This is a genomic window from Oryzobacter faecalis (genome assembly GCF_046764005.1).
Taxonomy (GTDB): Bacteria; Actinomycetota; Actinomycetes; order Actinomycetales; family Dermatophilaceae; genus Oryzobacter; species Oryzobacter faecalis.
In genome coordinates this window covers 89132-103165 of record NZ_JBKOFW010000007.1, presented here as the reverse complement: position 1 = coordinate 103165, position 14034 = coordinate 89132, and the positions used below count along the sequence as shown (strand labels likewise).

Sequence of the window (14034 nt, the reverse complement as noted above, 5' to 3'; positions counted from 1 at the left end):
CTCAGGGCGTGGGGCCGTGCGCGAGGCGGCCCCTGAGCCAGGTGTGCGTCACGCGCACGGTGTCGAGGTCGCGCGGCGCGGCCAGGGTGAACGGGTCGCGGTCGAGCCGCACGAGGTCGGCGTCGTCGCCGGGGCGCAGGGTCCCGGCTGCGCGGCCGGCCTGGTGGGCCGTGCCGGCGGTGTACGCCCTCAGGGCGGCCTCGAGGGAGAGCCGCTCGTGCGGGGTCCAGCCGCCCGCGGGCAGGCGGTGCTCGGTCTGGCGCGAGCAGGCGACGGCGATGCCCTCCAGCGGGTCGGCCGAGCTGACCGGCCAGTCCGAGCCGAAGCTGAGCCGGGCGCCCAGTGCGCTGAGCGTCGCCCACGGGTACTGCTGCGAGGAACGGGGCTCCCCCAGGCGCGGGGCGGTGAGCACCTCCATCAGCGCGTCGAGCTGGGCCCACAGCGGCTCGGCGTTGGCGACGACGCCGAGGTCGACCAGGCGGGGCCGGTCCTCCTCGGCGATGAGCTGCACGTGGGCGAGCACCGGGCGGCGGTCGTCCCGGGCGCCGTTCGCGCGCACCGCCGCCTCGACGGCGTCGAGCGCGGCCCGCACGGCACGGTCGCCGATCGTGTGCAGGTGGGGCTGGAAGCCGACGGCGTCGACGGCGGTGACGACCTCCGCGAGGGCGTCCGGCTCCCACACGAGCATGCCGGTGTGCGCGCACTCGGGGCCCGTGTACGGCTCCAGCAGGGCGGCCGTGGCGTTCTCGACGACGCCGTCGGCGAAGAGCTTGACGGTCTCGGCGGTGAGCAGCGGGTCGCCGTGGGCCCGCACCCGCCTGCGCAGGGCGACGAGCTGCTCGACCTGGCCCAGCCCCCGGCGCGGGTCGGCGTACAGGGCGAGGTTCACGGCGCAGTGCAGCCGCCGCTGCTCGGACGCCGCGAGCCATGCCTCGACGTCGGCGGCCTCGGCCCACGCGTCCTGCACCCAGGTGATGCCGAGCCCGGCGAGGTGCCGCGTGGCCCGCTCGACGGCGCGCACGCGGACCTCGAGCGGTCGCGGCGCGACGTGCTCCATGACGAGGTCGACCGCCCCCCACTCGCGCAGCGTGCCGAGCGGGCTGCCGTCCTCGCGGCGCGGTACCTCGCCGAGCACCGGGTCCGGGGTGTCGGCGTCCAGACCGGCCCGCTCCAGCGCCACGGAGTTCACCCACACCGTGTGGTAGTCCCAGGCCCGCAGCACCACCGGACGGTCCGGCACCGCGGCGTCCAGCCAGTGCGCGTCGAACAGGCCCTCGGGGGCGAGCGAGGAGTCGTAGGACGCACCGAGCACCCAGGGCTCGTCCGGGTGCTCGGCCGCCCAGCGGGCCACCTCGGCGACGATCCCCTCGACGGAGTCCTGCCGGCGCACCTGCGGCCCCTCGGCCTCCAGCCCCCCGAACAGCGGGTGGGCGTGGCCGTCGGCGAAGGCGGGCAGCACGATGCCGTCGCCCACCTCCACCTCGCGGGCGGCGTCCCCGGCGAGGTGGGCGCGGGCCTCGGCACCGACCGCCACGACCCGCCCGTCGCGCACCGCCACCGCGTCCAGGTCGCCCTGGACGGGGCACCAGGCGCGGCCGGTGAAGACGGTCGTGGCGCTCGTCATCGGCGGTGGCCCTCCGGCGGGTCGGGTCCGCGACAGTGCGGACTAACGGTGTTAGGGCGGTAACCTAACGGCGTTAGGCAGCGCTGACAAGACCCCGTCCGCCGGCACCGTCGAGAGGAGCGCACCGTGGGACGACCCGCCGACCTCAGCCGCGAGCGCATCGTCGCCGCCGCACTGGCTCTCCTCGACGAGCGCGGGGCCCCCGGCCTGACGATGCGCGGGCTGGCCGCCCGCCTGGGAGTCCAGGCGGCCTCGCTCTACCACCACGTCCGCGGCCTCGACGACCTCGTCGACGGGATGCAGGACAGCGTCAACGACGCCATCGACCTCGCGCCCCTCGACGCCGACGACCGGTCCGGGCTGGAGGCGTTCGCCCGGTCCTACCGGGCGGCCTACCGCGCCCACCCCGCCGCGGCCGACCTCGTGAGCCGGCGCGCCCTCACCGCGCCCACGGCGCTCGTCGTCTACGACGCCCTCGCGGCGCACCTGCTGCGCCGCGGCGTGGCCGAGGCCGACGTCATGCCCGTCATGGCGGCCCTGGACTACGTCGTCCTCGGTGCCGCGGGCGAGTCGCTCGCCGAGGACGTGCGCTCGACGCCCCGCGACCTCGTGGCGGCCCACCCCCACCTCGCCAGGGTGACGGCGGTGACCGACACCGACGCGGTGGACGACCGGGCCTTCGAGCTGTCCCTGCACGTGGTGCTGTCCGCCGTGGACGACCTCGTCAGCGCCGGGGCGCCTCGCTGACGTAGATGGTGATGACGCCCTCGACGACGACGGTGCCGTCGGTGCGGACGGCCCTGACCCGCACCGGCACGTCGCCCACCTCGGCCCAGTCGGCCTCGTCGGTGTCGGCGACGCACAGCAGGTCGGTCGTCGACTTCGCGAGGTAGGAGACGGTCATCCCCTTGGGGATCCAGCGGCGGCCGGGCGGGGTCGTGGCCTCGGCGAGCAGGCCCATCGCGGCCTCGAGGCCGTTGCACACCGCGATGGCGTGCACGGTGCCGATGTGGTTCTGCACCCCCCAGCGCTTGCCGACCGTCAGCTCCGCGTGGTGCGGGCGGACCTCGCGGACCCGCGGGCGGACCGTCCGGAAGTACGGCGCCTTGAGGGCGAACAGGGCGGAGAACGCGGTCCGGCCGAGCGGGCGCGCGGCGAGCCGCCGGTAGAGCTCGTAGGTCTGGGTCACGACCCCATGTTACCCATGGGTAGCCGCGGGCTGGCTAGGGTCGCCCGGTGACCTCCGCCTCGCCGTCCCACCCGCTCCCCGGCCGGCCGGGGTCCGTCGTGCCCGCGGCCGGGGACCGCCCGCACGAGGAGCGGCGCGCGGTGCGCGTCCTCCTCCTCGACGAGGCCGACCGCGTGCTCCTCCTGCAGGACAGCGACCTCGGCCTGGACCCCGTGCTGCACTGGTGGGTCACCCCGGGTGGCGGCGTCGACCCCGGCGAGGGCGACCGCGAGGCGGCGGTGCGCGAGCTGAGGGAGGAGACCGGCCTCGTCGTCACCGAGGACGACCTCGTCGGCCCCTTCCTCGTGCGCGAGGTGGTCCACGGGTACAGCGACAAGGTCGTGCACCAGACCGAGGTCTTCCTCGCCGTGCGGGTGCCGGCGTTCGAGGTCGACACCTCCGGGCACACCGCGGAGGAGCAGCTGACCGTCGCCGACATCCGGTGGTGGGAGCGCGAGGACCTGGCGGCCACCGACGACGACGTCTAGCCCCGCGACCTGCTCGACCTCCTCGCCCTCGCGACCCGTCCCGAGCTCTTCGCCGACGGGCCGCTCACCGCCCGGCCCGTGGAGGAGTCCACCGTCCCCGCCTAGGGTCGACCCCCACGGGCACGAACCTGCTCGGCGTCGTCAAGCACCTCGCCGGCGTCGAGGCCGGGTACTTCGGCGCCTGCCTCGGCCGCACCTGGCCCGAGCCGATGGCGTCCTGGACCGAGGACGCCGAGCCGAACGCCGACATGTGGGCCACCGCCGACGAGTCCCCCGAGGAGGTCCTCGACCTCTACCGCCGCGTCACCGCGTGACGTCGAGGCGTCGTGGTGGACCGCCTACGTCGAGCGGCTGCGTGAGGTGGCCGAGCGCACGCGCCGCACGTAGCCCACGACGAGCAGGCCGAGGCCGAGGGCCACGAGCACCGCGCAGGCACCGAAGACCCCGGCGTAGCCGACGCTCCCGACGCCGGCGACGGCCACGACCGGCCCCGCCAGGACGGCCCCCACGCGGCTGGTGTTCATGAACAGGCCCGAGGCCAGGCCCGGTCGGCCGACGACGTCCTGCACGAGCGTGAGGCCGACACCCGAGGCGATGGCGACGAAGAGCGCGTTGAGCACCTGGACCGCCACGAGGGCCACGGGTCCGCCAACCACCGACATGGCGGCGTAGTACGCCACGCCTGCGGCGCAACCGGCCGCGATGAGCCGGCGCGGCCCGATGCGCCCCGACCACCGGCCCAGCGCGACGAGGACCGGGATCTCGAGCGCCGCCGCCGTCCCGAGGGCCACGCCGCCCCAGATGAGGTCCAGGCCGAGCCGCTCGGTGACGAGGAGGGGCGTGGCCGACACCGCCGCGTTCATCGCCGCGCCGAGGAGCACGAACGTCCCCAGGATCACTCCGACCTCCGGGCGCCGGACGGCGTCGAGCATCGGCTCCCCTGCCGCCGGCCGCGCGGCCCGCGCCTCACCGGCGCGGGTGCGCTCGCGGATCATCGCGGTCGTCACGCCGAACGACACCACGGCCACCGCGGCGATGGCCCAGAGGATCGCGCGGTCGCCGAGGAGACCCATGAGGAAGGCCGCGAGCGGCGGCCCGGCGACCCACGCGAAGGAGAACACCGCCCGCACGCGCATCACCTCGCGGACCGACGCGCCCGTCGAGCGCTGGTGGGCGAAGAGCAGCCCGATGCCGACCCCCGCCGGACCGCCCAGGGCTACGAGGGCGACGACGGCCATCGGCAGGGTCGTCGCCAGCGCGAGCGCCGAGACGAGCAGGATGGTGAAGACGCCGCACCACACCATCGGACGCAGGTAGTCGCCCGACCGGTCGGCGCGCGAGGGGACGACGAGGGTCGAGAGGAAGCCGCTGACGTTGTACGCGGCGAGCGCGAGCCCGACCTGTCCCGGCGTCGCGTCGTAGAGCGTGACGAGGATGATCCCGATCGCCGGGTTGAGGAAGGCGAACTGGACGCCCCAGAGCAGCGCGGAGGCGGGGAGGAGCAGGCGGTCCGGCCGGGTCGCGAGGACCTGGTCGGTCACTTCTTCGTGGCCTGGGCGCCCGCACCGTCGGAGGTCAGCGCGGCGATGAACGCCTCCGGCGGGACCTCGACCGAGCCGATGTTCTTCATCCGCTTCTTGCCGGCCTTCTGCTTCTCGAGCAGCTTGCGCTTGCGCGAGATGTCACCGCCGTAGCACTTGGCGAGGACGTCCTTGCGGATGGCGCGGATGTTCTCGCGGGCGATGACCCGCGCACCGACGGCGGCCTGGATCGGCACCTCGAACTGCTGCCGCGGGATGAGCTCCTTGAGCTTGCCCGCCATCATCACGCCGTAGCCGTAGGCCTTGTCCTTGTGGACGATCGCCGAGAATGCGTCGACGGTCTCGCCCTGGAGGAGGATGTCGACCTTGACGAGGTCGGCGACCTGGTCGCCGTCGGGCTCGTAGTCGAGGCTCGCGTACCCGCGGGTGCGCGACTTCAGCTGGTCGAAGAAGTCGAAGACGACCTCGGCCATCGGCAGGGTGTAGCGCATCTCGACGCGGTCCTCGGACAGGTAGTCCATCCCGAGGAGGGTGCCGCGCTTGCCCTGGCACAGCTCCATGATCGCGCCGATGAACTCGCTCGGCGCGAGGATCGTCGCGCGCACCTTGGGCTCGCGGACCTCCGCGATCTTGCCGCCGGGGAACTCGCTCGGGTTGGTGACCGTGATCCGGGAGCCGTCGTCCATGGAGACGTCGTAGACGACGTTCGGCTGGGTCGAGATGAGCTCGAGGCCGAACTCGCGCTCGAGGCGCTCGCGGACGATCTCGAGGTGGAGCAGGCCGAGGAAGCCGCAGCGGAAGCCGAAGCCGAGCGCCACGGACGTCTCGGGCTCGTAGACGAGCGCGGCGTCGTTGAGCTTGAGCTTGTCGAGGGCCTCGCGCAGGTCGGGGTAGTCGGAGCCGTCGAGCGGGAAGAGCCCGGAGAAGACCATGGGCTTGGGGTCGCGGTAGCCACCGAGCGGCTCGGCGGCGGGCTTGGCCGCGTTGGTCACCGTGTCGCCGACGCGGCTCTGGCGCACGTCCTTGACGCCGGTGATGAGGTAGCCGACCTCGCCGACGCCCAGTCCCTTGCCGGGCACCGGCTCGGGGCTGATGACGCCGATCTCGAGCAGCTCGTGCGTGGCCTTGGTCGACATCATGGCGATGCGCTCGCGCGGGTTGAGGTTGCCGTCGATGACGCGCACGTAGGTGACGACGCCGCGGTAGGTGTCGTAGACCGAGTCGAAGATCATCGCGCGGGCGGGCGCGTCCGCGTTGCCGACCGGCGCCGGCACCTGCCGCACGATCGAGTCGAGGAGCGGCTCGACGCCCTCGCCCGTCTTGCCCGAGACGCGGAAGCAGTCCTCGGGCTCGCACCCGATGAGCCCCGCGAGCTCCTCGGCGTACTTCTCCGGCTGCGCCGCCGGCAGGTCGATCTTGTTGAGGACCGGGATGATCGTGAGGTCGTTCTCCATCGCGAGGTAGAGGTTCGCGAGGGTCTGCGCCTCGATGCCCTGGGCGGCGTCGACGAGGAGGACCGCACCCTCGCAGGCCGCGAGCGAGCGCGAGACCTCGTAGGTGAAGTCGACGTGCCCCGGGGTGTCGATCATGTTGAGGACGAACGGGTCGCCCTCGACCTCCCACGGCATCCGCACGGCCTGGCTCTTGATGGTGATGCCGCGCTCACGCTCGATGTCCATGCGGTCGAGGTACTGCGCGCGCATCGCCCGGTCGTCGACGACGCCGGTGATCTGAAGCATCCGGTCGGCGAGGGTCGACTTGCCGTGGTCGATGTGGGCGATGATGCAGAAGTTGCGGATCGCCGCCGGCGGCGTCGCGTGCGGCTGCAGCACGGTGCGGGCGCGGGGGGACACGGGTGCGTGGGGTCCTTGCGTCGGAACGGTCGGGGTCTGGCCCACCAGTCTCCCACGGACGGCGACCGGTCCTGCGCCCGACCGGTCGCCCGCGGGTGGCTCAGAGACGGCTGGTGCCGTCGTAGCCGCCCCGGGGGGCCGGCAGCCCGAACACCGCACCCACCGTGGGGGCGACGTCGACCGTGCGGGCCGGGTCGGAGCGCACCGCGCCGGACGCCACGAGCGGTGAGCCACCGGCCAGGAGGAACGGGATGGGTTCGCTCGCCGGGTGGCCGTGGTTGCCGGGGATGGGGTTCGAGACCACCTGGGGGTCGCTGAACCGCCAGCCGGCGCGGCAGTACGCCACGACGTCGCCGGCCTCGGGGCCGAGCCGCAGCTCGGCGGGCAGTCGGGTCTCGAGGACGCCGGGCACGGCAGCCGCGAGCGCCCGGATCCGCGCGATCGCCGCGGCCCGCTCCCGGTCCGCGCCGGTCCAGTAGAGCAGGTCGGCCCCGCCGTTCTGCGCGACCTCGACCCTTCCCGCGAGCATCGGGTCGGCACCGAGGACCGGGGCCAGCGACACCACGCGGGTCGGGACCGACCAGTCCATCGAGTGGTCGGCGAGGACGACGAGCACGCTGGACTCCCAGCGCCCGGACTCGCGCAGGAACGTGACGAAGCGGCCGACCCGGGCGTCGGTCGAGGCGAGGGCGGCCGTCCGTGCCGCCGCCAGCGTCGTGGACCCGGTGAGGTCGCCGTGCCCGACCCGGTCGACGTCGCCGAGGTTGGTGAACACCAGGTCCGGGTCGACCGTGTCGACCATCGTCACGAGGGCGTCGGTCGTGAACGCGTCGGGAGCGTGCTCGGTGACGGGGACCAGCGGCTCGGGCTCCCACCGGTACGTGGCGCGGGTGCCGAAGATCCCGTACAGGTAGCGCTTCGAGAGCACCGTCCCGGTCGTGCGGCCCGAGGCGGCGAGGCGCTCGAGGAGCGTGGGGTGGCGGAGGTCGGAGGGACGGTCGAGGTCACGGACGACGCCCTCGCCCCGGTCGAGCACGGAGTTGGCCGGCACCCCGCTGCGGTCGGGCCGGACGCCGGTCATCATCATCACGTGGTTCGGGATGGTCTCCATGACCGGCAGCGACCGGGCCGCGGGGAACCACGTCCCACCACGACGGAGGGCGTCGAGGGTGGGCGTCAGGGTCGGGGTGACCTCGTCGGGGCGGCAGCCGTCGACGACGAGGACGTACACCCGGGTGCGCGGCCCGACGGCCTGGGCGGGGAGGGCGCCGGCGGCGGCCGACAGCACGACCGTGCCGAGCGCGCCCCCGGCGCGCAGCAGGGTGCGGCGGCTGGGCGCCGGGCGCGTGGCGTGCGCCGTCATCGGGCCGCCTCCGTCGCCCGCGCCAGACGGTTGGTGCCCACCGGGACCCGCCACCCCGTCGACCAGGTCGCGCCGGTGGCCGGGTCGGTGCGGTTCGCCAGGACGTACCAGTCCATCTGCGCCTCCGCCGCGGTGAGGGTGAGCACGGAGAACCCGTGGCTGTCGAAGTCGAGGTACCTGACGTGCCGGTTCGTCGTCGTGATCGCGTTCTCCACCGCGAGCGAGGTCGTCCGCGGTGCGCTGCCGGTGAGGTCGTCGAGGTTGTTCGAGGTCACCGACGTCGCGACGAGCTCGACGCCCACGGTCCTGCCCAGGGGGTAGGTGCCGGCGTCGACCGGCAGGTCGCAGGCCCACGCGGAGTGGATGTCACCGGTGAGGAAGACGGTGTTGGCGATGCCCCGGTCGGCGAGGAGGGTGACGAGCTCCCGGCGGTCGTCGGTGTAGCCGTCCCACTGGTCGGTGTTGTAGGGCGCTCCGTCGCGCGGGAGGATCCCCGTCATGTCGGCGACGGGTCCGGCGACGTAGCCGTCGAGCGGCGGGACGAGGACCGGGCTGACCATCACCGGGTTCCCCACGAGCTTCCACAGCGCGTCGTCGGCCGCGAGGCGCGCCGACAGCTCGTCGAGCTGGGCCCGGCCGGTGATCGTGCGACCGGGGTCGTCGACCGTGTCGAGCTCGGTCGCGGCCGCCTGCCGGTCACGGTAGGAGCGCAGGTCCAGCATCGTCAGGTCGGCGAGGCGCCCGAACTGCAGGTGGCGGAAGATCCGGACGCCGTCGCCGAGGGCCGCGGTCCCTGACAGCCGCACGGGCATCCACTCGTCGTAGGCACGCCGGGCGGCCGCCGCGCGCCCGGCCCAGTCGCCCTCCCCCTCCTGGTGGTTCTCGGCACCACCGGACCACGCGTCGTTCGCGGTCTCGTGGTCGTCCCAGGTGACGACCCACGGCACGGCCGCGTGCAGTCGCTGGAGGTCCGGGTCGGTCTTGTACTGCGCATGGCGCCGGCGGTAGTCGGCGAGGCTGACGATCTCGTGGGGCGGGTCGTGCGGCCGGACGACGACGTTGCCGCGACCGGCGGCGTACTCCCCGGTCCCGTACTCGTAGAGGTAGTCGCCGAGGTGGAGCACGGCGTCGAGGTCGTCGCGGTCGGCGAGGTGCCGGTAGGCGGCGAAGAACCCGGCCTCCCAGTTGCTGCACGAGACGACCGCGAGGCGCAGCCGCTCGGGGGTGGCCGTGGCCGCGGGAGCGGTCCGGGTCCGGCCGACCGGCGATGGCGTGCCCGCGAGGAGGAAACGGTAGAAGTACGTCGTCGAGGCCTGCAGCTTCGCGGCGTCGACCTTGACGGTGTGGTCGCGCTCCGGGCCGGTCCTCACGCTGCCCCGGGCCACGACTGCGGAGAAGGTCTCGTCCGTGGCGACCTCCCACGAGACGGTGACCCGCGGGCCCGCACCCGAGCCGGGGACGGCGTCATCCGTGGGGGTCACGCGGGTCCAGAGGACCACCGCGGTGGGCAGCGGGTCGCCGGAGGCGACGCCGTGGCGGAACGGGCCCGAAGGCGCCTGCTCGGCCACGGCCGCGCGGGCCGGGACGGCGGTGTGGGTGGCCACCACGGCACCCGCGGCGACGGCGGCTGAGCCGGTGAGGAGGGTTCGGCGTTCGATCATGGCGCCCGAGCATGCAGGGGCCGGGTGTCCGGGAGGTGTCCTCGGAGCGGTGATCCTTCACGCAGAGTTCACCGCCCCGTCAGGGCCCGCGATGCGCTAGGGGGACGGGGCTGTCGTCGGTCAGCGGGAGGCAGGGAAGAAGTGGGCCGGTCCGGAGACGGCCACGCGGACCGCGCCGCGCTCGGGGATCTCGCCGAGGGTTCGGACCTGCACGTCGACGCTCCCGGCACCGGCCGGCACCCGCACGCGCACGAGGGCGTCGTGGCCGAAGTACTCGCCGCCGACGACCTCGCCGGGTGTGCCGTCGAGCGCGTCGGGGGGCAGCAGCCGCAGCTGCTCGGGACGCAGGACGACGACGCCCTCGCCGGCGGCGGCCGGGTCGACCGCGAGGGGGCCGAGGGCCGTGGCGGCGTGGCCGTGGCTCGCGGCGGCCGGGAGCTCGACGACCTGGCCGACGAAGCGGGCCACCCCGAGCGCCACCGGCGATCGGTAGACCGCCTGCGGGGTGTCGTGCATCTGGATGCGGCCGGCGTCGAGGACGGCCACCGTGTCGGCGACCGACAGCGCCTCGTCCTGGTCGTGGGTGACGACGAGGGCCGTCGCGCGGGAGCGCTCGAGGGCCTCGCGGACCTGGCTGCGCACCGACTCGCGCAGCGCGGCGTCCAGGGCCGAGAACGGCTCGTCGAGGAGGACGAGGGAGGGGTCCGGCGCGAGGGCGCGCGCCAGGGCCACCCGCTGCTGCTGCCCGCCGGACAGCTCGCCGGGGCGGCGGTCCTCGAAGCCGGCCAGGCCGACGAGCGCAAGCACCTCGGCGACCCGCGGCGAGCGCCGCCGCGACCCGCGGGGCAGCCCGAAGGCCACGTTCTCCCCCACCGACAGGTGCGGGAAGAGCGCTCCCTCCTGGGGGACGAGGGCGACCCCGCGCCGCTCAGGGGCCACGTGGCGGCCGGGCCCGCTGACCACGGTCTCGCCGATGCGCACGCTCCCGCCGTCGGGCCGGACGAAGCCCGCGACCGCGCGCAGCAGGGTCGTCTTGCCGCAGCCGGACGGCCCGAGGACGGCCGCGACGGTGCCGCTCGGCACCTCGAGGTCGACACCGCGCAGCACCGCGAGGTCGCCGAGGGTGACGTCGAGGTCGCGGACGGTCAGGGTGCTCATCGGGGGGTTCCTCGGTCGGGGTCGGAGGCGCGCATCAGCCAGATCGTCGGCAGCACCGCGAGGACGACGAGCGCCAGGCCGTACGGGGCCGCCGCCCCGTAGGCTCCCACACCCGTCTCGGTCCACAGGCTCGTGGCCAGGGTGTCGGTCCCCGTGGGGCGCAGGAGGAGGGTCGCGGGGAGCTCCTTCATGCACGTGAGGAGGACGAGGGCCGCGCCCGCGCCGATGCCCGGGGCCGCGAGCGGCAGGGTGACCCGCCGCAGCACCTCGGCCGGCGTCGCGCCGAGCGAACGGGCGACCTCCTCGCCGCGAACAGGGCTCTGCGCCACCGAGCTCCGCACGGCGCCGACGGCGGTGGGCAGGAAGAGCACGACGTAGCCGAGGACGAGCAGCGGCGCCTCCTGGTAGGCCCACGGCACGGCCCGCACGCCGAGGAAGACGAGCGCGAGGGCGACGACGATCCCGGGCAGGGCGTGCCCGGCGTAGGTCACCTGCTCGACGAGCGTGGTGAGCCGGCCGCGGTGGCGGGCCGCGAGGATGCCGACCGGGACGGCGCCGAGCGTGCAGGCCGCCGCGCCCAGCAGCGCGAGCCAGGCCGTCGAGCCGACGCTCACGAGGAGCCGCTCGCCGTCGACCCCGGCGGACAGCCCCGTCGTGAACCAGTAGAGGAGCGAGGCCACGGGGAAGGCCAGCGCGAGGGCGACGACGGCACCGGCGCCCGCCGCCAGCGGGACCCGCCACGAGCCGAGGCGCAGCCGGTCGGGGGTGCGCGCGACACCGGCGTCGACGCGGCTGGCGTCACGGCGGCGGACCCGCGACTCCCCCACCGAGATCGCCACGGTGAGGACGACGAGGAGGATGGCGAGGACGGCGGCGGTCGTGCGGTCGAAGCTCGACCGGTAGGCGCTGTGGATGACCCGCGTGAAGACGTCGTACCGCAGGATCGACACCGAGCCGAAGTCGCTCAGCGTGTACAGCGCGACGAGCAGCCCACCCGCCGCGGCCGCGGGCCGCACCTGGCGCAGGGTGACCTCGCCGAACGCCTGCCACGGCGTGCGCCCCAGGCTGCGGGCGACCTCCTCGACGCCCGGGTCGGCCCGGCGAAGGGCCGCGAGGACCGGCAGGTAGACGTACGGGTAGCAGCACAGGGTGAGGACGAGGACGGACCCGACGAGCCCGGCGACCTCCGGCACGGCCGAGATCCACGCGAACGCCGCGACGTAGCTCGGCACGGCGAGCGGGAGCGGCGCGAGCGCGGCCAGGACCCTCCGGCCCGGGACGTCGGTGCGGGCGACGAGGAAGGCCAGGCCGACACCGACGACGAGGGTCAGCGCCGTGACGAGGGCGACGAGGAGGACGCTGCGCCCGACGAGCACCGCGGTCCGCTCGCGCAGGACGATGTCGAGGACGCGGCCCGGGCCGGCCTCCGCCGCGCGGACCAGGAGGTAGCCGAGCGGCAGCAGCGCGAGCAGCGCGACGAGGACCGACGGTGCGGTGAGGAACAGGGGCGCCCTCGGGTCACGGCGGCGCGACGAGGTGCGGCCCGCCGGGTCGGCGGCCCGCGTCCCGGGCGTCGTCAGCGTGCTCAGGTGAGGCCGACCTCGTCGAGCAGGGCCAGGGTCTGGTCGAGGGAGTCGAGCTGGTTGAGGTCGACGCTCGACCCCTTGAGCTGCTCGAGCGGGACGAGGTCGTGCTTCGTCGACTCGATGCCCGGGACGACGGGGTACTCGGCGGTCTCGTCGGCGAAGTAGCGCTGCCCCTCCGCGGACAGGAGGAAGTCGACGGCCTTGAGCGCTGCGTCCTTCTGCGGGCTGCCGGCGATGACGCCGACGCCGGCGACGTTGACGAGGGCGCCCGGGTCGTCGGCGTTGAGGAAGTGGATCTCGACCTTCACCCCCGAGGCGCCCTTCTCGGCGACCCGCTCATACCAGTAGTAGTGGTTGACGAGGCCGAGGGCGACCTGGCCGCTGTCGACGGCGTCGAGGACGAGGATGTTGTTGTCGAAGGCCTTCGGCTCGTTGGCCTTGAACTTCTCGAGCCACTCCCTCGCGCCGTCCTCGCCCTTGGTGACGCGCAGCGCGGTGACGAAGGTCTGGAACGAGGCGTTCGTCGGGGCGAAGCCGATCCTGCCCTTGTACTTCGGGTCGAGGACGGCGTCGACGGTGGTCATCTCGGTGACCTCGGGGGCCTGCGCGGGGTCGTAGGCGATGACGCGCGCGCGGGCCGACGTGGCGACCCACTTCTGCCCGTCGTCGGCGAAGCCCTCCTGGACCCTGTCGAGGGTGGCGGCGGGGAGGGTCTCGAGGCGCCCGGCCTTGGCCACGGCTCCGAGGGCGCCGGCGTCCTGGCTGAAGAAGAGGTCGGCCTTGGTGCCCTCGCCCTCCTCGAGGAGCTGGGCCGCGAGCTCGCTGGACGTGCCGTAGCGGACCTGGACGTCGATGCCGGTGCGCTCCTCGAGCTGGTCGAGGATCCCCTTGACGAGGTTCTCGTTGCGCCCGGAGTAGATGACGAGCGCGTCGTCGGACAGCGGCTCCTGTCCGTCGTCCTGGCCGCAGGCGGCGGTGGTGAGGGCGAGCAGGGCGGCGGCGCTGACGGCGAGCGCGCGGCGGAGCGTCATCGGGGAACTCCTGGGCGGTGGGACCGGACAGGCCCACCGTATGAGGTAAGCCTTACCTACACCAAACGCGGCCCGAGGCGGACGACGGACGGCATCGACTCGGCGCCCCACGCGACGGCATCGCCCCAGTCGGCCACGACCCCGCCGTCGGCCGCCGCGTAGCCCTTCTCGCGGCCGGCGGACGAGCCGTCGAGCCACACCCCCACCTCGTCGGCGGTGAGCCCGGTGAGGCGGAACGTCCCGGACGCGTCGCTGACGGCGGTCGCGAGGACCGCGAAGGTGAGGACGTCCCGGGCCTCGACCCGGACACCGGCCACGGGCGCCCCGGTCTCGAGGGTCACGACGCGGGTCCCGCGGGCGGCCTTGTGGTGGACCCACCAGCGCCACGCGACCGGCGCGAGGATCGAGGACACGAGCACGACACGCTTCACCCAGGGCATGACCGCGACGCTAGCGGCCGGCGCCCACTGCGGGGGGCAACGGCGACGGGCCCGTCACCTC

13 protein-coding genes are annotated in these 14034 nt (G+C 74.4%); 3 read left to right on the top strand and 10 right to left on the bottom strand.

What is annotated here, in order from left to right:
* Position 1 precedes the first annotated feature (1 nt).
* Positions 2-1624 (bottom strand): amidohydrolase, encoded by a 1623-nt coding sequence (locus ACK8HX_RS14105; RefSeq protein WP_411941349.1) that lies wholly within the window; start codon positions 1622-1624, stop codon positions 2-4.
* A gap of 126 nt (positions 1625-1750) precedes the next feature.
* Between ACK8HX_RS14105 and ACK8HX_RS14100 the strand changes: the two genes are divergently transcribed.
* Positions 1751-2371, top strand: a complete 621-nt coding sequence (locus ACK8HX_RS14100; protein ID WP_411941348.1) for a TetR/AcrR family transcriptional regulator — start codon at positions 1751-1753, stop codon at positions 2369-2371.
* Here the strand turns inward: ACK8HX_RS14100 and ACK8HX_RS14095 are convergent.
* Positions 2349-2813 (bottom strand): hotdog fold domain-containing protein, encoded by a 465-nt coding sequence (locus ACK8HX_RS14095; protein ID WP_411941347.1) that lies wholly within the window; start codon positions 2811-2813, stop codon positions 2349-2351. The two genes, ACK8HX_RS14100 and ACK8HX_RS14095, sit on opposite strands and share 23 nt — an antisense overlap.
* A 47-nt stretch (positions 2814-2860) precedes the next feature.
* On the opposite strand from ACK8HX_RS14095, the gene ACK8HX_RS14090 reads away from it, so the two are divergent.
* Both ACK8HX_RS14090 and ACK8HX_RS14085 read left to right on the top strand, forming a co-directional pair.
* Positions 2861-3340, top strand: coding sequence for an NUDIX hydrolase (locus ACK8HX_RS14090; RefSeq protein WP_411941346.1), 480 nt, complete (start codon positions 2861-2863; stop codon positions 3338-3340).
* Positions 3295-3654: a mycothiol transferase gene (locus ACK8HX_RS14085; protein ID WP_411941345.1), complete on the top strand. Its 360-nt coding sequence runs from the start codon at positions 3295-3297 to the stop codon at positions 3652-3654. Before ACK8HX_RS14090 ends, ACK8HX_RS14085 begins: the two co-directional genes overlap by 46 nt.
* Positions 3655-3678: 24 nt before the next feature.
* Here ACK8HX_RS14085 and ACK8HX_RS14080 read toward each other — a convergent pair whose 3' ends face one another.
* The 8 genes from ACK8HX_RS14080 to ACK8HX_RS14045 all read right to left on the bottom strand — a co-directional run bounded on the left by ACK8HX_RS14080 (position 3679) and on the right by ACK8HX_RS14045 (position 13973).
* On the bottom strand, positions 3679-4881 hold the full coding sequence (locus tag ACK8HX_RS14080) for an MFS transporter (RefSeq protein ID WP_411941344.1): 1203 nt from the start codon (positions 4879-4881) through the stop codon (positions 3679-3681).
* Complete coding sequence (lepA, locus tag ACK8HX_RS14075; RefSeq protein ID WP_411941343.1) at positions 4878-6734, bottom strand: translation elongation factor 4; 1857 nt, start codon at positions 6732-6734, stop codon at positions 4878-4880. Before lepA ends, ACK8HX_RS14080 begins: the two co-directional genes overlap by 4 nt.
* A 100-nt stretch (positions 6735-6834) precedes the next feature.
* Positions 6835-8097 carry an alkaline phosphatase family protein gene (locus tag ACK8HX_RS14070; RefSeq protein WP_411941342.1) on the bottom strand — a complete coding sequence of 421 codons (1263 nt, stop codon included), beginning with the start codon at positions 8095-8097 and terminating at the stop codon, positions 6835-6837.
* Entirely contained in the window at positions 8094-9758 is a 1665-nt protein-coding gene (locus tag ACK8HX_RS14065) for an alkaline phosphatase D family protein (RefSeq protein WP_411941341.1), read from the bottom strand. Before ACK8HX_RS14065 ends, ACK8HX_RS14070 begins: the two co-directional genes overlap by 4 nt.
* 120 nt (positions 9759-9878) lie before the next feature.
* On the bottom strand, positions 9879-10916 hold the full coding sequence (locus ACK8HX_RS14060) for an ABC transporter ATP-binding protein (RefSeq protein ID WP_411941340.1): 1038 nt from the start codon (positions 10914-10916) through the stop codon (positions 9879-9881).
* Entirely contained in the window at positions 10913-12292 is a 1380-nt protein-coding gene (locus ACK8HX_RS14055) for an ABC transporter permease (RefSeq protein WP_411941339.1), read from the bottom strand. Before ACK8HX_RS14055 ends, ACK8HX_RS14060 begins: the two co-directional genes overlap by 4 nt.
* 209 nt (positions 12293-12501) lie before the next feature.
* Complete coding sequence (locus tag ACK8HX_RS14050; RefSeq protein WP_411941338.1) at positions 12502-13533, bottom strand: iron ABC transporter substrate-binding protein; 1032 nt, start codon at positions 13531-13533, stop codon at positions 12502-12504.
* 56 nt (positions 13534-13589) lie between these two features.
* The gene (locus ACK8HX_RS14045) at positions 13590-13973 is read right to left on the bottom strand and encodes a carboxypeptidase-like regulatory domain-containing protein (protein ID WP_411941337.1); all 384 of its coding nucleotides are present in this window, start codon (positions 13971-13973) and stop codon (positions 13590-13592) included.
* Positions 13974-14034 lie beyond the last annotated feature (61 nt).

Bases quoted from the DNA above. Each gene is read 5' to 3' on its own strand.
- ACK8HX_RS14105 (WP_411941349.1), bottom strand. From the start codon at position 1,624: ATGACGAGCGCCACGACCGTCTTCACCGGCCGCGCCTGGTGCCCCGTC.
- ACK8HX_RS14070 (WP_411941342.1), bottom strand. From the start codon at position 8,097: ATGACGGCGCACGCCACGCGCCCGGCGCCCAGCCGCCGCACCCTGCTG.
- ACK8HX_RS14050 (WP_411941338.1), bottom strand. From the start codon at position 13,533: ATGACGCTCCGCCGCGCGCTCGCCGTCAGCGCCGCCGCCCTGCTCGCC.
- ACK8HX_RS14045 (WP_411941337.1), bottom strand. From the start codon at position 13,973: ATGCCCTGGGTGAAGCGTGTCGTGCTCGTGTCCTCGATCCTCGCGCCG.
- ACK8HX_RS14060 (WP_411941340.1), bottom strand. From the start codon at position 10,916: ATGAGCACCCTGACCGTCCGCGACCTCGACGTCACCCTCGGCGACCTC.
- ACK8HX_RS14065 (WP_411941341.1), bottom strand. From the start codon at position 9,758: ATGATCGAACGCCGAACCCTCCTCACCGGCTCAGCCGCCGTCGCCGCG.